Below are 15,688 nucleotides of genomic sequence, written 5' to 3' on the forward strand. Positions count from 1 at the left end.
TGCCCGTTGGGGTTTACGCGATGTCGAAGCGGTGGCGGGCGGTTTCGATGTCGGTGAGGTGGCGGTGGGTCCAGTCGCACATGGCGTCCACGGTCGCACGCAGGGCCCGCCCCGGTTCGGTGAGGGCGTATTCGACGCGCGGCGGCACGGTGGGGTGCACGGTCCGTTCGACCAGGCCGTTGCGCTCCAGCAGGCGCAGGTTCTGCGTGAGCATCTTGTGGCTGATGCCCTCGACCTCGTCGCGTAGTTCGGTGAAGCGCAGGGTGTGGTCGCCGACCGCTTCGATGATCAGGAGCGCCCACTTGTTGGCGATGTCGGAGAAGATCTCCCGCGCCAGTGAGTCCGCCCGCCTCACATCCGCTTCGTCCTCGGCCGAGTCTTTGACCTGCTTGGTCACCATCAGGTTCCCCAGTCACCGAAAAGTGCGTACTTCCACGTCGCAGACCACTCTCCTACGGTGACTGAGTAACCACAAGAGACTACGAGCAGGCAGGAAACCCATGGCCGTTACGCTGGTGAACCCCGAAGGATTGCCCACGACCGACGTCTACCGGCAGGTTGCGGTCGCATCCGGTTCGAGGACGGTCTTCATCGCAGGGCAGGTCGCCTGGGATCGTGACGGCGCCACCGTCGGCGAGGGTGATCTGGCCGCCCAGGTCGAACGTTGCTGTCTCAACGTCGCCACCGCGCTGGCAGGGGTGGGCGGGTCGTTCGATGACGTGGCGAAACTGACCGTCTACGTCGTCGACTGGACGTTCGAGAAGATGCCGCTGCTCTTGGAGGGGGTCTCCCGGGCGGCCGCGCAGCTGGGTGCCACGCCGGTGCCTCCGGCCACGCTGATCGGCGTGGCCGCGTTGGACGTGCCTGAGCATCTGGTCGAGATCGAGGCCACCGCCGTCCTCGACTGACCGCGACGCGCAGGGCTCCTGCCGGGTGCGGAGCGGACCGCGGAGTCATCGGGGATGGTCTCGGCCAGGCTCCCCCCGACCCGCCGTGATGCACCAGGACCAGCGGAGCGCCCTACCATGAAAGACGAGGTCTTCTTGATCCCCGCACCTGTTCACGGTGGGACGGTAGGGAGGTCGGCATGGATTTCGGGACCGGACCCGGGGGAGTGGACGGCACACGCTATCTGCCCATTTCCGAGCACGGCCTGATCGGTGATCTTCGCACCGCCGCGCTCGTCGGGACCAACGGCACGATCGACTGGTACTGCTGCCCGCGCTTCGACGCACCGAGCATCTTCGCGTCCATCCTCGACGCCGACAATGGCGGATCGTGGGAGCTGTCCGCCGACGTGCCGGCACGGACACGGCAGTTCTACTTCCCCGACACCAACGTCCTGATCACACGGTTCTACGCCGCCGACGGGGTGGCGGAGATCCAGGACTTCATGCCGGTCGTCGACGAGTCGCGCGAGGCGTCCCGGCACCGGCTGGTCCGGCGGGTGATATGCGTTCGGGGCGCCCTTCCCTTCAGGACACGGATAGCCCCTCGCTTCGGCTACGGCGCCGAAGCGCACACCGTACGCGCGCAAGCCCATGAGGCCGTCTTCGAGTCCCCGTCCCTGTCGCTGGGACTGTCCGCCACCGCGCCGCTCGAGTGCGACGGCACGGACGTGTGGTCGCACTTCAAGCTCCTCGAAGGCGAGTCCGTGGTTTTCGCCCTCGACCGGATCAGCGACGACGTCCGCCCGCGAGCCTGTCCGCACGCCGAGGCGGAGGAGCAGTTCGAGGCGACGGTCCGGTTCTGGCGCCACTGGCTGGGCCGCTCGCGCTACCGCGGCCGGTGGCGGGAGATGGTGCACCGCTCCGCGCTGGCGCTCAAGCTGCTCACGTATGCGCCGACCGGTGCGATCGTGGCCGCGCCGACGACCAGCCTGCCCGAACGGGTCGGCGGTGAGCGCAACTGGGACTACCGGTACGTGTGGGTGCGCGACGCGGCCTTCGCCATTTATGCCATGCTCCGCCTGGGCTTCACGACGGAGGCCGAGGCATTCATGGGCTTCCTGTCCGACCGGGGCATCATGCGGGGCGTCGGCCCCACTGGTCCGCTGCAGATCATGTACGGCATCGACGGGCGCACCGACCTGCCCGAATCCGAGCTTCCTCACCTCGAAGGGCACCTGGGATCCGCTCCGGTGCGGGTGGGGAACGCCGCCACCAAGCAGCTCCAGCTGGACATTTACGGCGCCCTGATCGATTCGGTCTACCTCTACGACAAGTGGGGCCGGCCCATCAGCAGTGATCACTGGGACGAGGTCGGCGCAGTGGTGGACTGGCTCTGCGACCACTGGGACCAGCCCGACGAGGGCGTCTGGGAGACCCGGGGCGGCCGGCGGAACTTCGTCTACTCGCGGCTGATGTGCTGGGTGGCGATCGAGCGGGCCATCCGGATGGCCAACCGGCGCGGCCTGCCGGCTGATCTTCCCCGCTGGCAGCGGAGTCGGGACGCGATCTACCGGCAGATCATGCGGGAGGGCTGGTCGGCGAAGCGCGGTGCCTTCGTCCAAGGACTGGGGGACGATGTACTCGACGCCTCCGTGCTGATGATGCCGATGGCCAAGTTCATCTCGCCCACCGACCCGAAGTGGCTCTCGACCCTGGATGCGCTGACCGCGGACCTGGTATCCGACTCGCTGGTCTACCGCTACGACCCGGAGGCCAGCCCGGACGGCCTGCGGGGTTCCGAGGGTACGTTCTCGATCTGCTCCTTCTGGTACGTCGAGGCGCTCACGCGGGCCGGACGCCTGGAGGAAGCCCGCCTGGCCTTCGAGAAGATGCTCACCTACGGCAACCACCTCGGCCTCTACGCCGAGGAGATCGGCCGGAGCGGGGAACAACTCGGAAACTTCCCACAGGCGTTCACCCACCTCTCGCTGATCAGCGCCGCCTTCAACCTCGACCGCGCCCTCGGCTGAGTCCCACGGCCGACCTGGCCGCCGGGTACCACTACCGGGGCGCGGCGCCGGTGCCACGAGGTCGACACGTTCCGGCCCGCGCCGAACCGGCGGGCAGTTCCCACCCTCCGACGCGCTGCCGGGCTAGAGGGACTCCTCCGGACGCGGACGCCATCGGCCCGGGTGCAGGCCCAGACCCGCGCCGCTCAAAGCTTGCGCCGCAATCAAGGCCCGCTCCAAGGGCTTTGGCCCTGCTCCTGGCATCGGCCCGAGCCGTGGGGGTCTGTGAGGCTCTCACGTCTGTGAGGCTCGCAAGCTGTTTCCACAGGTGAGCGGGGTGAGCTCCGAGCTGCTCGATACGTCGAAGATCCGGCGGCCGCCGGCGCGGCGGAGCCAGGGCCGTCTCTCAGCCACGTGGCATGGGAGATGCGACGTCAGGATCTCCCCGCGCGTGCGGGACGCCGGGCGTGTCCCGCCGGCTCGCCGCACGCGCCCGCCCGCACGCGCCCGCCGCGCGGGCTGGGCACGCGAAACCATGACCTGCCCCTCCCGCATCGGCGGCCTGTGCGCCCAGGTGCCGGCCGGGGCGTCGCGCCCGCCCCGGACTCCCGACGTGCGTTCCCACGTCAAAACCGCGGCGTTTTCCGCAGGTGGCAGGCGGGTGCCGGGGCAATACGGGTGAACCGTGATCACGCCACTGGTCACGTTGTGTAGTGCACTGTTACGTTGCGTACGCATTCGCTTCGGATGCGAACTCCCGTTCGTCGCGTCACCCCGGAAGGGGCCTCCCAGGCATGCGCAGAATTCCCCGTATCCCCATCGTCGTGTCCATCGCGGCACTCGCCCTTCTTTGCGGCCTCCCGCCCGCGGCGGCGCTGTCCGTCCCGTCGGCCCACACCCACCGGGCCGCCGCCGTCGAGGCGCCCCTCGACGGCGAGGAGCCCTGCCCGGGCGGTGAGGAGAAGCCCTGCTCGGCCTCCCCGGAGGAGCGCGGGGCCGTCGACAAGGACCGTGACGCCGCCAAGCAGGACAGCGCCGCCGCCAAGCAGGACATCGGGGCCGCCAAGCAGGCGGCCCAGAAGTGCACGGCGGAATCCAAGTCCTGCATGACGCAGCTGATCGGCGGCGGTTCGACGCAGGAGACCGACATGGCACAGGCCCGCGGCGAGCTCGGCACCATGCGGCCCGAACCCTCCGGCAACGCCGAATCCGCCCTGTCGGGCACCTGTGCCTCCTTCGCCGCCGACCTGCCGGCCGGACTGTCCCAGGCCACGGAACTGACCACGCTGTGCGGGGAGATGAACCGGTGAAGACGATCACTCACGTCCCCGGTCGCCGCGCCGCCCTCGCCGCCGGCGCCGCCCTCCTCGCCCTCACCTGCACGGTCACCGGCTCCTCGTACGCCGCCGCGTCGCCCGGGGTGCCGACCCCGGTCGCCTACGAGGGAACGACCCCGCTCGCTTCGACACAGAAGGTCACCGAGTACTGCGCCTCGCACCCCGGAGGCTGCCGCTTCGAGATCAACCGTGCCGCGTCGGGGGAGTATTACAGCGCCGTCAAATCCCTCGGCAACGCGGTCGTGAACTGCACCAAGGACGCCATCACGGTCGCCCGGGAGATCACCCTGCGCACGTCGAGCACCGACAACCTCGGCGGCGAGATCACCGGGAAGATCGCGATCGAAGGCACGATCAGCACCTCCGGCGAGGTCACGGCCGGCGTCGACGCGAAGGCCAAGGGAGAGTTCTCCACCCCGGACAAGTCGAAGGGCCCGACCGCCACCGTCGGCGCCGAGGCCGGCGCCTCCGGCAGCGGGAAGATCGCCGGCTCCCTCGGCGTCAAGGGAGCCTTCGAAGGCGCCTTCAAACTCGCCTACCAGCGCACCTGGACGACCGAGCACATCGAGAAGACCACCTACAACACCACCGTCCGCCCGGGCGACGCACTCGTCTTCGGCGCCAGCTCCGCCATGCAGCGCATCGCCGGCGAGATCACCACGGGCAGCGGCCTCGGCATCCGCAAGGTCGTCGTCGACGGCCCCTCCACCGTGAACTCCAGCACCTTCGTCGCAGACACCTTCACGGTGCCCGGCAACACCTGCGACCGGCTGAGGCCCGAGGGCAAGACCGGAACCGAGGACACCACCACCCCCACCCCGCCCCGCGGTCTGACGCCCGCGAACCTGCCCGAGGGCTCCCGGTTCAAGGACCGCGACGTGCTCGCCCCCGGCACGCCCTGACCACCCGCCGCACCCGTGGAGATCGTCATGGAAACCCGTCAGAGCCCTGCCGGATCCGCCCGCACCACCCTCACCCGTACCGCGCCCGCCATCGGCCTGGGCCTGTGCCTCGGCCTGCTCGGCGGTGCGACCGCCGCCCAGGCCTCCGTCGCCGTCCCACCCGCCAGGGCAGCCGCCCCCGCACCGGTCACCGTCCTCAACGCCGACTTCGCCGAGCCCGCCTTCACCGGCGTCAACACCAGCACCAACCCCTACGCCTGGTCGGTCGGCTCCACCTCGGGCACCGGCACGACCGGCGGCGTCTGGCGCTGGAACGCAGCCACCGCCGGCCACCCCGACGGCCTGACCGCCGCCATGCTCCGCCTCCCCGGCGAAGCCTCCTACGGCCTCAAGCAGAGGCTGCGCGGAGTGCGCAGCGGGGCACGCGTCACCGTCATCTACGACGAGAGCCCCAGCGTTTCCAACTACTGCACCGCCGCCGCACTCGAACAGGGCCAGACCTACACCGTCCAGGGCGAGGGCGGCCCCCTCACCGACCGGACCACCCTGCCCACCACCGACAAGCTGCCCAACAACTACTGGAAGCCCGCCTGGCGCACGGGTGTCACCCTCGCCTTCACCGCCGGAGCGAACGAGCCGCTGCTCACCTTCGTCTCGACCGTCGCCGCCGCACAGAACAACAACGGGTACTGCGGACCGCTCGTCACCAACGTCCGCGTCACCCAGGAGCCGCCGCCGGTCGACAAGACCATCCCGGCCGGCGCCCTGCCCGCCTCCGAAGCCTTCTACGGCAATGACCGCCGCAATGTGGCGGACGCCGTCTCCCACTGCAACGGTGCTGTGAACCGCTGCACGTTCACGGCCGAGGCGGACTACTCGTTCGGCTACTACGCCCCCGCCCGCGTCGCAGCCGAGACCTACCTGAACTGCACCCGCAACACGCTCAACCGCACCCGCCCCGTCTCCACCGCCAACCGCTCCTACGGTGACCTTCCCACGGCCGCCGGCCTGCCCGGCAGCGGCACCGGAGCGCCGACCAACATGGCCCAGCAGTACACGCAGGGCACAGGCCTCGCCCCCGCCTGGAACACCACGCAGGAACGCCCGGTCACCGAGATCGTCCAGCCGGCCGAAGCGTCCTGGATCGAGACGCAGGCCGCGCGACGCCGCACCGAAGGCTGGTTCAACGCCACCACCAAGGCCACCGACCCGAACTACGACTGGCGCCTGCACACCGTCATCGACCACCCCTCCACCGACCTCTCCGACCGGATCTACCAGCGCACCGGCCCGCTCACCGCCTCGGAGAAACTGCGCTGCCAGTCCAACCGCCCCAACGCCCCGACCCCCGTGGGTGCGAACGACCCCGCAGGCGCCGAGCGCTGACCTTCCCCCGGACGGAGTCCCCGCGGGCTGTGGCGGCCGCCCGCCCGGGAAACGGCGGGATGGAGCTTCATTCCCATGGGGACTCCGTTCTTCAGGTCCCGCGCCCGGCTCGCGCGCGCCGGCGAACCGCGGTTTCGTGGTGGCATAGGCGTGTGTACCGATACGGCGGCATCGGACCGCCGGACCGCGCCCTCGCCGTGACGGAGGAGGGCGGGACATGTCCGCACCAGGTCCCACAGCCGGCCGCCGACGCCGTGCGGCAGTCCTCTCCGCGGCGCTGGCCTGCTCGGCGCTGCTCACCGGGCCGGGACCCGCCGCCGCACACAACGCGCCCCTGGCACCCGCACCCCCCTCGCCGTCACCTTCGGTGACCGTTCCGAGACCGGACTGGAGCCCTTGCAGGCCCGGCAGCCCGTGGGACTGCGCCACGGTGAAGGTGCCGCTCGACCACGCCGCCCCCGCGGGCCGCACCATCGACCTGGCCGTCGTCCGCCGACAGGCCACCGATCCCGGCCGGCGCATCGGCACCCTCTTCGTGAACCCCGGCGGTCCCGGGGGCCCCGGGACCGTACAGGTGCCTCAGAACTACGACGCCTTCCCGAAGGCACTGCGGGAACGGTTCGACATCGTCAGCTGGGACCCGCGCGGGATCGGCAACAGCACGGCCGTGAACTGCTTCGACACCACCGAGGAGGCCAAGACCTGGGCGGCCCGCCCACCCGCCGGCTTCCCGGTGGGAGCGCAGGAGCGCAAGGCCTGGATCGACGCCTACGAGGACCTCGGCCGACGCTGCGAGAAGCGCGACCCGGACCTCCTGCGCCACGTGTCGACCGCCGACACCGCCCGGGACCTCGACCTGCTCCGCCGCTCGGTGGGCGACCCGCAGCTGAACTACCTCGGCGTCTCCTACGGCACGATCCTCGGCGCCACCTACGCCAACCTCTTCCCCGGCAGCATCCGCGCCATGGTCCTCGACAGCAACATCGCCCCCCGGGCCTGGACCGACGGCGCACCGAAGACAGACCCCCGCACCACGACCTTCCTGCGCATGGGCTCGGACCGCACCGCCGCCGCCACCCTGGACCGGTTCCTCACCCTGTGCGGATCGGCGCCCGCGGCCCGCTGCGCCTTCTCGGCGGGCAGCCCCGAGGCCACCCGCGACAAGTTCCACCGGCTGATGCAGCGGCTGCGGGAGCGTCCGATCGGCCCGTGGACGTACGCCAGGACGGTCGCCGACACGGTGAACGGCCTCTACATCGTCGACCCCGGCTGGACGGCTCTCGCGGGCAGGCTCCAGGAGCTGTCGCAGGGCCGCGCCCCCGAGCCGCCGGTGTACCCGCCACCGCCCCCGGTGGACCGGCCGGACCCGTACCTGGGGGACGAGCAGGCCGAGGCCGTGTGGTGCGCCGACAGCCCCAACCCGCGTGACCCCGCCGCCTACCATCGCCTGGAGGAGGACAGCGCCCGGCGGGCCGGCGACGCGGGACGCTTCTGGACGTGGGCGGCGGAACCCTGCGCCACCTGGCCTGCCCGGTCCGCCGCCGGGTACGAAGGCCCGTGGAACACGCCCACCGCCCGTCCCGTCCTGGTGATCGGCACCCGGTACGACCCCTCCACGCCCTACACGGGCGCCCAGGCCATGGCCGCCGAGCTGGCGGACGCCCGCCTGCTCACGAACGACGGCTACGGGCACACCGCGCTGTTCAACAACGGCAGCAGCTGCATCAGCGCCTACGAGAGCCGCTACTTCGTCGACGGGACGCTCCCGCCCCCCGGCACGGTCTGCCGCCCGGACCGGGTTCCCTTCTCCTGACGGGCGGGTCGGCCCGGTGGGAGGTGCGTCCCGGCGCGGGGGAGGCGCCGGCTTCGGTGACCAACACATGGCCTGAACGGAAAAACTTTTCCGCGTAGACCTATCGAAAGGCCGCCGACTGGGAATGCTGCGTGTGATCTCCCGCCCCGGCACGACGCCGCGTCCTCGCGTCGTCCGGGCGGCCCTTCCGTTCTGAGCTCTCGGGAGGTAACACGCCATGCAGTCAACCCCCACCCCGCAGCCGGTCCGCCGCCGCGACCTCCTCACCGGCCTCGGGGCGGCCGCCGCCGCCCCGCTCCTCCTCGGTGCCACCACCCGCTCCGCCCCCCGCGACAGCCCGGCCCAGCGGCCCGTTCCGGCCGTCCGCACCATCCTGCTCAGGGGCGCCGCCCTCGTGATCACCATGGACCCCGCCTTGGGCAGCGGCGCCCTCGGCTCGATCGAGAACGCCGACGTCCTGATGCGGAACGGAGCCATCGCCTCCGTCGGCACGGCCCTCCAGGCGCCGCCCGGCGCGTGGGTGGTGGACGCCTCGGGCAAGCTGGTCATGCCGGGCTTCGTCGACACCCACACCCACCTCTGGCAGGCCGCGATCCGCGGAGGCTGCACCGACGGCGACCTGTTCGGCTGGTTCGAGCGCTGCGCCGACCCCGCGCGAAGCCGGCTGACCCCCGCGGGGCTCCACAGCCTGGTGCGCCTCGCAGCCTTCGACGCCGTCCAGTCAGGCGTGACGACGCTCGTGGACTGGGTGGACATCTTCGCCTACGACCTCATCGAGAGCTACGTGCGCGCCTTGGCCGGCACCGGGGTGCGCTTCACCTACGCGATGTTCCCGCCCAAGCCCGACGCCGTGCTGCTCACGAAGGTGAAGAAGGACCTCGTCGACCCGGTGCCGCTCGGTTCCTTCCAGGTCGCCACGCACGCGGCGCGGGCACTCCAGCACCTCAACCGCGCGCACTGGGAGGCCGCCCAGGAGCTGGGGGTCATGCTCAACTCCCATGTCCTGGAACGTCCCGAGCAGCGCGCGGACGATCCCATCGGGGTCCTCACCGACATCGGCGCGCTGGGGCCGCGGCTCCTGATCAACCACGCGATCCACCTGACCGACGACGAGATCGACGCCGTCGCGGACCACGACGCGCGTGCGGCCCATTGCCCCCTGAGCAACATGCGTCTGGCCTCCGGCGTCATGCGGCTCCCGGAGTTCAGACGAAGGGGCGTCAAGGTCGGGCTGGGGCTGGACGGCGGCACCGACGACAGCTCGGACTTCCACGCGCTGATGAAGACGGCCATCGGCCTGCAACGCGCCCGCGCGCAGGATCCCGGGGTCTTCCCGCAAGTCCCCGACGTCCTGCGGATGGCCACCCTGGGCGGCGCCGAGGCCCTCGGCATCGCCGACCGGGTGGGCTCCCTGACCCCCGGCAAGCGGGCCGACGTGGTCGTCATCGATCCGGCGGCCCTGAACTTCGCACCGCGCTTCGACTGGGTCGGCCAGATCGTCTTCAACGGCCGGCCCGAGAACGTCGACTCCGTTTTCGTGGACGGACGTCCGCTGAAGTACGGCGGCACGCTCGTCGACATCGACACGAGCCGCGTCATACGCGAGGCCGAGGCAGCGGCCACCCGCCTCCGCGCAGCCCGGTAGCCCACCACTGGGTTTCCGTATCGGTGCCGAAGCACACGCTGAGAAGGCACCGGCGGGACCAGGGTCTCCGACGTGCCGAGCTGTGCCGGCGTGGCGACCGCTCGACGGGTCAGGACGCCAAGGACAAGCTCACTTCCCAGGAGCAGACCGGGCAGATGGCATGGGAACCGGGCCACCCGTCATCAACATCGAAGACGAGGTGACCACAGCAGGGGCAGGGGCGACGCGTATCCACGGGGCCAGTCCGGACTGTGCCCCGAACAGCGGCGACTCGGTTTCGGGGGAGGCTCGGAGGAGGAGCGCCTGCGTGAGGTCGCCGCCGCGCAGTACATCGCCCGGGGAAGGCGACGGCGCTCCCGGCAGATCCGGTAGCCCTGTGCCCGTTTCAAGCCGACTGATCCGCCGCTGACCTGTTGCCGCCTCGCTCCCCACCGCCACCAGCTGGGAGCATCTCCAAAGACGCACGTCTCCGACACGAGAGCGGGAAACAGGACATGGCCGAGGGCAAGCAGAAGCTTGAGACCAAGCAGATCCAGGGGCAGGTCATCACGCACACCATCGTCAAGCCCACCAACGACGGGGCACCCCAGGACGCGCCCGCCCCCGCGGAGTCGGACGACACCGGGACCACGTCGGAATAGGGGTCGACGGGGCCTGACGCCGCAGCATCGACGTCGCCCCCGCCGGGTGTGTTCCCGGTTCCACCACGGGACCACGCTCCCTCATCCGGACAGGAACAGGCCCTGGGCGGGGCGCAGCGCCACCGCCACTGAGGTCGTGTACGGCTCGTCCAGCTCGCCATCGGGGAAGTGCCGCGCGAGGTGTTTGCGCTCAGCCGCGAGGAAAGCCGCGGCCCTGCGCTCGCCGAGCACGATGAAGCCTGAATGGGTGGCCAGCTTGGCGAGGTGGACATCGGCGGAGACCCGGCGCGACCAGCGCAGCGTACGGGTCCTCCAGCAGAGCCCGGCCGGTGTTTCCACGTTGGAGACGTAGAAGCCGGGCCCCAGCCACTCCTCGATCCTGGCCGCCTGCTCCACCACCCATGGCACGGACAGGTCCGGGTCGTTCCACCACAGCGCGAGAGCGCCCCCGGGGCGCAGGACCCGCAGGGCCGACGGGACGGCGCGTGCGGGGTCGGTCCAGTGCCAGGACTGGGCGTACGAGACGAGGTCGAGCGAGCCGTCGGCCAGCGGCAGCCGGTTGCCGTCCCCGCGCACGAGCGGGACCCCCGGCAGCTCGCGCCGGAACTGCGCCGCCATCCCGGCGCCCGGCTCGACACCCACCACCAGGGCCCCGTGCTCGCGCAGTTGCCGGGCGGCGATCCCCGTCCCGGTGCCCACATCGGCCACCCGGGCCCCGGCAAGCCGTCGCCCGCTGAACTCCTCCACGGTCTCGAAGACGGCCGCGGGATACTGCGGCCGGTACGCGGCGTACGCGTCGGCGGCCCGGTCAAAGGCCAGAGCGCGTTCGTGGGCGGGGATGTCGTACGTCATGGCCCGACTATGGCGCAGGGCTCCGCTGAGGAACAGGGTCCGCCCTCGGCCAAGGTCGACCATCGCGAGCGCCAGGAGCAGTGGTGGCCCGCATGGGTTGTGGGGCGACGCCCGGCCGTTCTGCCGGTCCGATCCGGTCGTCGCTCTCTCGCAGGCCGGGCCCCTGGCTCCGTGATCGTTCGTGTTGACCGTGCGCCAGGAGCACCTGTCTCTGCCGGCCTTCACCCTGGGGCCGTCGGTGGCCGACATCGTAAGCTGCACCGGCAGCGCCACGGGCCTCCTGAAGAAGCACGACCCACAGAACACCGCCCCCGGCCAGGGCCGTGGAGTAGCGCAGTCGTTTTGCGCCAGACGGCTGCGCCGACCATTCCTGACCGCCCGTCACGGAGCCCGGGCAAGGCCGCAGGGACCGGCACCTGCGCCCCGGGTACCGGTCATTTCGAGGGTCACGGGCTCCTCACCGAGTTCCCCAGCCGGTGCATCGGCCACAGGTGCTCCGGCTCGCGGGGCGGTGACGTCGGGCCCGTGCGGTCAAGTCGATGTCTTCGCGTCTCCGCTTCGGCCGATCAGTGCGGCGAAGGAGTCGAGGACGCGTTGCAGGCCGAAGGAGTAGGCGTGGGCGGGGTCGTAGGCGCTGCCGTGTGCTGCGCCTGCGGCTGCGCCTACGCGGACGGCGGTGGGGTAGGCGTTCTCGTCGAGGACCCGGGCGAGGAGCGGGGCGTTCAGCTCCCACCATTGTTGGTCGTCCAGGGAGCTGTCGTGCCGTGCGGCGCGGGCGTCGGCGTCGGCGCGGGCGGATGCCTGCACGAAGGTGAGCAGGTGGGTCAGGCAGTCGTCCATCTCGACGTCGCTGAGGCCGAGGCCGTCGAGCCCGGACAGTTCGTGCTCGTACTTCGACATCTGCCCCGGCCCCAGCGGAGGCCTGGCGGTGGAGACGGCCGCGGCCCAGGGGTGGCGTTCGTAGAGGGCCTTGTTCTCCTCGGCGACAGCGGTGACGCGCCGGCGCCACGGCTGTCCGGCGGTGCCGGTGCGGGGCATGCGGGCGTAGGCGGCGTCGAGCATGAGGTCGAGGAGCTCGGCCTTGCCGGGGACGTAGGTGTACAGCGTCATCGGCACCACGCCGAGTTCCTTGGCCACCCCGCGCATGGTCATCGCGTCCAGGCCGTCGGCGTCGGCGATGGCGGTGGCGGCCTCGACCACCGCGTCGATGCTCAGCCCCCGTCGCGGTCCTCGGCGACGGTCGGATGAGGGGTCACGCCACAGCAGTTGCAGGGTGCGGGCCGGGTCGCCCGAGCTGGTTCGTTCCGTCGGCACGGGGAAATCCTCTCGCGATCTAACTATGTACGCTGTACATTGTACGACGTACAGAGAAAATGCTCAGTGCAATCCCGGAGGAGCTTTCATGAAGATCGCCTCTAGCGCCGTGTCACTCAACGTGGACGATGTCCCCGCTTCCAGCGCCTTCCTCGTCGAGCACTTCGGATTCCGCCAGGAGATGGCCGCCGACGGGTTCGCGTCCCTGACGCGTGACGACGCCGGCATGAACGTCATCTTCTTGCGGCGGGGGCTGGACAGCCTCCCGGCAGACCAGCGCGACGAGCACGCCGCAGGTCTGATCCTCGCCTTCGTCGTCGAGGACCTCGAAGGCGAGCTGGCGCGCCTGCGCTCCGAAGGGGTCGCGATCACCATGCCGCTGACCGACGAGGAGTGGGGCGAGCGCGCCTTCCAGGTCCGCGACCCCAACGGCGTCATCGTCCAACTGGTCGACTGGAACGCACCCACCAGCCAGTGAAGGAACCTGTGGGCCCCGCCCCATGCAGCCGGAGCCCGTTGAGGGGGAGGTTGGCAGCGCCGGGCCGGCCTGGCTACGGCCAATCCGCGGTGGACCGTTCGGTCAGCCGTCGTCCATGCAGTCCTGTTCGGCGGGCACCCTGTCGGAGCGGAGCCGGTGGGCCTCGCATCCGGCGAGTCTGTTCGCGAACGACGCTTCGCCGCAGAGCGGGCCGAACGCAGCGGGGCACGCGAGGCCGCGTCACACGACTCGCGGGGAGCCGCGACGGGTTCTGAACACCAAGGCCAGGCCAGAGGGGGGCAACGTGACGAACAACGACGATCCGGTGGGGAGCGGTCCGCGGTACGCCGATGAGCTGACGGCCGACGTCGTGTGGGAGATCGGCGAATTCCTGCTTCCTCGACTGGAGCGAGCGGCGGATGCTCACCCGTCAGACAGCGAGGAGGGCGTCACCGCCTCGGCACTTGCGGAGGCGGTGGCCACGTTGGTTCTCACCTTGGAGTGGACCATCGCCGGCGGAACGCCTGGCCGTGTTCGTATTCCGATCGGGGTTCCGCTGCCCCCTGAACCGACTGAGGAGGAACGCCGGGTGCGGGCGGAGATGCGGCTGGATCGTCTCCGCGAGGATTGGAACACTCTCTGTCTCCTCGCCGGCTACTGGCGCTCCGCACCCGGCTATCAGGACTCCCGCTGGCGCAAGATGGAGTTCCGCGACGCCGAGCATGAGCGTTGGTACCACCAGCAGCTTTCCTACCGCCATCTGGAGAGCCGCGTCATTCGACCGCCTCAGCAGGAATGACGCACGGTTGGTGGCGTGCCGCCGATCAGGGCGTGGGGACCCGGACACCGGCGGAGCCCGAAGCACAGCAGGGCGACCCGCCACCCGGTGAGGGTGGCGGGCCTGCGGTGCTGTGGACCGGTCAGCGGTTCTTCCCGATCAGGCCTGCCGACGAACTGCCGCGGGGCTGCCTGTGCACGGTGTGTCCGGCGGCGGGGTCAGTGGCGGCGGCCCCAGGTCTCGGTGTCGATGACGCGGTTGTGGTCGTCGCGCAGGGTGGCGGTGTCGCCCTTGTTGCCCCAGATGTATTCACGGCTGCCCTGGTAGAGGTCGGTGCGGTTGTTGTGGCCGCTTCCGGTGTGGATGCGGATGGTGGCGTGGCTGTTGATGCGGATGTTGTCGAAGCGGTAGCGGTTGCCGTCGGCGTCGCGCAGGGTCCAGCCGCGGAGGTTGATGGCGTCGCGGGTGGTGTTGGTGATCTCGACCCACTCGTTGTTCAGGGAGCGGTTGGAGTGGTCGTCGCGTCCGGGGCTGTCGGCCTGGACCCGGCTGATCTCCACCCGCGGGTGCTGGCGGGGAGCGTGGTCCTGCGCGGTGGCCGGCAGCGCGGCCGCGCCGACCACGGCCCCGGCGGCCAGGACGGTCGCGGCGATACGGCGGACGGAGGAAGAAACAGATCCCATGGGTGACACTCCCTCAAGAAACATGCCCCACCAGCCGAAACAAGTGGTGGCGGCGATGCGGTTTCCCGGCCCGGAATGAGCCGAGGGCCACACTCTCGACCCGCCGCCCGCCCGGCTGCAGCCCCCGCCGGGGCCGGTTACCAGAAACGGACACTTCCGTCACACTCGCCTGCACACCGCACGCGTATCCCGCCGCCGCGGCCCTGACAACCAGTGCCCACTGCACCCACCCGCCCACCCCACCGGCAACGCGATCCACGCGCGCCGGTGCACCACCCGGCGCACTCACGACACCCACCACCCAAGCGGAGTAGCAGATTCCGTAACGGCCGTTCGCCGAATTTCTTCGCACACCCGCATCGAATTCGCGCATACCTGCATGGCGTTGGCCACGGCCGGGCCCGGCTTCTTCGGGAAGGCGGGGGGCCGATCAGGTGCACCGTGCCGATCCGCCTCCCACCACCCGCACGATCACGATCCGCCGCGCTGCAGGCAGGGAACAGCCCGATCCGCCGTCGGGCCGACGGTCTGCCTGATCGGCCCACGCCTTTGCTGAGTATGAGCACGCCAGGCGGAGTCAGCATCCGGGGTCGATCGGCGGGGACGATGTCAAGGCGAGGGCTGCGTTCCGCAACTGGGCCGCCCATTTCTGCTGGTCAAACCCCCAACGTGTACTCGATGCATCAGCAGGTGCTGAAGCCCGCCAGGGCCCCGTCCCCGAGTCGCGGGCGCTCGGGTTTCTGCGGCTACTGGAGCACGACCGTGACGCCGCGCCGTTCGAGGAGTTGCACGATCTCCTCGAAGTAGGAGAGCCGGCCCTCCGGATCCTCCACGACGTCCGCCAAAGCCCGGCGTGCGATTTGGGAGTCGTGCCAGGTCAGGGTGAAGGGCGGGGCCACTCCGAATCCGCCGATCAGGCAGTCTTTGAAGGCGTTCCACTCCCGGCCGAGGTAGCGGCCG

The 15,688-nt window shown here is 70.6% G+C and carries 16 protein-coding genes; 10 read left to right on the plus strand and 6 right to left on the minus strand.

The window, feature by feature from the left end; all coding sequences use genetic code 11:
* Positions 1-13 precede the first annotated feature (13 nt).
* Positions 14-400: a winged helix-turn-helix transcriptional regulator gene (locus ACEPPI_RS26700; protein ID WP_373917809.1), complete on the minus strand. Its 387-nt coding sequence runs from the start codon at positions 398-400 to the stop codon at positions 14-16.
* A gap of 100 nt (positions 401-500) precedes the next feature.
* On the opposite strand from ACEPPI_RS26700, the gene ACEPPI_RS26705 reads away from it, so the two are divergent.
* The 7 genes from ACEPPI_RS26705 (at position 501) to ACEPPI_RS26735 (ending at position 9,982) form a co-directional block, all read left to right on the plus strand.
* A complete protein-coding gene (locus tag ACEPPI_RS26705) occupies positions 501-908 on the plus strand; it encodes a RidA family protein (protein ID WP_373917810.1) in 408 nt (135 codons plus the stop codon).
* A gap of 179 nt (positions 909-1,087) precedes the next feature.
* Entirely contained in the window at positions 1,088-2,920 is a 1,833-nt protein-coding gene (locus ACEPPI_RS26710; RefSeq protein WP_373917811.1) for a glycoside hydrolase family 15 protein, read from the plus strand.
* 773 nt (positions 2,921-3,693) lie between these two features.
* Positions 3,694-4,209, plus strand: coding sequence for a hypothetical protein (locus tag ACEPPI_RS26715; protein ID WP_373917812.1), 516 nt, complete (start codon positions 3,694-3,696; stop codon positions 4,207-4,209).
* Positions 4,206-5,138: a hypothetical protein gene (locus ACEPPI_RS26720; RefSeq protein ID WP_373917813.1), complete on the plus strand. Its 933-nt coding sequence runs from the start codon at positions 4,206-4,208 to the stop codon at positions 5,136-5,138. Before ACEPPI_RS26715 ends, ACEPPI_RS26720 begins: the two co-directional genes overlap by 4 nt.
* Positions 5,139-5,165: 27 nt before the next feature.
* Positions 5,166-6,524, plus strand: a complete 1,359-nt coding sequence (locus tag ACEPPI_RS26725) for a hypothetical protein (RefSeq protein WP_373917814.1) — start codon at positions 5,166-5,168, stop codon at positions 6,522-6,524.
* Positions 6,525-6,741: 217 nt separating this feature from the next.
* Positions 6,742-8,337: an alpha/beta hydrolase gene (locus ACEPPI_RS26730; protein ID WP_373917815.1), complete on the plus strand. Its 1,596-nt coding sequence runs from the start codon at positions 6,742-6,744 to the stop codon at positions 8,335-8,337.
* Between the two features lie 217 nt (positions 8,338-8,554).
* Positions 8,555-9,982 carry an amidohydrolase family protein gene (locus tag ACEPPI_RS26735; protein WP_373917816.1) on the plus strand — a complete coding sequence of 476 codons (1,428 nt, stop codon included), beginning with the start codon at positions 8,555-8,557 and terminating at the stop codon, positions 9,980-9,982.
* 109 nt (positions 9,983-10,091) lie between these two features.
* On the opposite strand, the gene ACEPPI_RS26740 is transcribed toward ACEPPI_RS26735, so the two are convergent.
* A complete protein-coding gene (locus ACEPPI_RS26740) occupies positions 10,092-10,217 on the minus strand; it encodes a CPCC family cysteine-rich protein (RefSeq protein ID WP_373917818.1) in 126 nt (41 codons plus the stop codon).
* Positions 10,218-10,476: 259 nt separating this feature from the next.
* Between ACEPPI_RS26740 and ACEPPI_RS26745 the strand changes: the two genes are divergently transcribed.
* Positions 10,477-10,623, plus strand: a complete 147-nt coding sequence (locus ACEPPI_RS26745) for a hypothetical protein (protein WP_373917819.1) — start codon at positions 10,477-10,479, stop codon at positions 10,621-10,623.
* 81 nt (positions 10,624-10,704) lie between these two features.
* Here the strand turns inward: ACEPPI_RS26745 and ACEPPI_RS26750 are convergent, their stop codons facing one another.
* Both ACEPPI_RS26750 and ACEPPI_RS26755 read right to left on the minus strand, forming a co-directional pair.
* Positions 10,705-11,475, minus strand: coding sequence for a class I SAM-dependent methyltransferase (locus tag ACEPPI_RS26750; protein WP_373917820.1), 771 nt, complete (start codon positions 11,473-11,475; stop codon positions 10,705-10,707).
* Between the two features lie 531 nt (positions 11,476-12,006).
* The gene (locus ACEPPI_RS26755) at positions 12,007-12,789 is read right to left on the minus strand and encodes a TetR/AcrR family transcriptional regulator (protein ID WP_373917821.1); all 783 of its coding nucleotides are present in this window, start codon (positions 12,787-12,789) and stop codon (positions 12,007-12,009) included.
* A gap of 88 nt (positions 12,790-12,877) precedes the next feature.
* Here ACEPPI_RS26755 and ACEPPI_RS26760 point away from each other — a divergent pair, with 88 nt between their 5' ends.
* Positions 12,878-13,267, plus strand: a complete 390-nt coding sequence (locus ACEPPI_RS26760; RefSeq protein WP_373917822.1) for a VOC family protein — start codon at positions 12,878-12,880, stop codon at positions 13,265-13,267.
* A 304-nt stretch (positions 13,268-13,571) separates the two neighbouring features.
* A complete protein-coding gene (locus tag ACEPPI_RS26765) occupies positions 13,572-14,066 on the plus strand; it encodes a hypothetical protein (protein WP_373917823.1) in 495 nt (164 codons plus the stop codon).
* A gap of 197 nt (positions 14,067-14,263) precedes the next feature.
* Here ACEPPI_RS26765 and ACEPPI_RS26770 read toward each other — a convergent pair whose 3' ends face one another.
* Both ACEPPI_RS26770 and ACEPPI_RS26775 read right to left on the minus strand, forming a co-directional pair.
* Positions 14,264-14,728, minus strand: a complete 465-nt coding sequence (locus tag ACEPPI_RS26770; protein WP_373917824.1) for a lamin tail domain-containing protein — start codon at positions 14,726-14,728, stop codon at positions 14,264-14,266.
* Between the two features lie 746 nt (positions 14,729-15,474).
* The coding region (locus ACEPPI_RS26775) for a barstar family protein (RefSeq protein ID WP_373917825.1) at positions 15,475-15,688 on the minus strand (214 nt) is incomplete at its 5' end.

Source organism: Streptomyces sp. AB3(2024) (assembly GCF_041862025.1).
In the GTDB taxonomy this organism is placed as follows: domain Bacteria; phylum Actinomycetota; class Actinomycetes; order Streptomycetales; family Streptomycetaceae; genus Streptomyces.

Excerpts from the sequence above, each read along its gene's own strand:
- ACEPPI_RS26725 (WP_373917814.1), top strand. The coding sequence starts at position 5,166 with ATGGAAACCCGTCAGAGCCCTGCCGGATCCGCCCGCACCACCCTCACC.
- ACEPPI_RS26710 (WP_373917811.1), top strand. The coding sequence starts at position 1,088 with ATGGATTTCGGGACCGGACCCGGGGGAGTGGACGGCACACGCTATCTG.
- ACEPPI_RS26700 (WP_373917809.1), bottom strand. The coding sequence starts at position 400 with ATGGTGACCAAGCAGGTCAAAGACTCGGCCGAGGACGAAGCGGATGTG.
- ACEPPI_RS26715 (WP_373917812.1), top strand. The coding sequence starts at position 3,694 with ATGCGCAGAATTCCCCGTATCCCCATCGTCGTGTCCATCGCGGCACTC.
- ACEPPI_RS26745 (WP_373917819.1), top strand. The coding sequence starts at position 10,477 with ATGGCCGAGGGCAAGCAGAAGCTTGAGACCAAGCAGATCCAGGGGCAG.
- ACEPPI_RS26760 (WP_373917822.1), top strand. The coding sequence starts at position 12,878 with ATGAAGATCGCCTCTAGCGCCGTGTCACTCAACGTGGACGATGTCCCC.
- ACEPPI_RS26770 (WP_373917824.1), bottom strand. The coding sequence starts at position 14,728 with ATGGGATCTGTTTCTTCCTCCGTCCGCCGTATCGCCGCGACCGTCCTG.
- ACEPPI_RS26735 (WP_373917816.1), top strand. The coding sequence starts at position 8,555 with ATGCAGTCAACCCCCACCCCGCAGCCGGTCCGCCGCCGCGACCTCCTC.
- ACEPPI_RS26750 (WP_373917820.1), bottom strand. The coding sequence starts at position 11,475 with ATGACGTACGACATCCCCGCCCACGAACGCGCTCTGGCCTTTGACCGG.
- ACEPPI_RS26730 (WP_373917815.1), top strand. The coding sequence starts at position 6,742 with ATGTCCGCACCAGGTCCCACAGCCGGCCGCCGACGCCGTGCGGCAGTC.
- ACEPPI_RS26705 (WP_373917810.1), top strand. The coding sequence starts at position 501 with ATGGCCGTTACGCTGGTGAACCCCGAAGGATTGCCCACGACCGACGTC.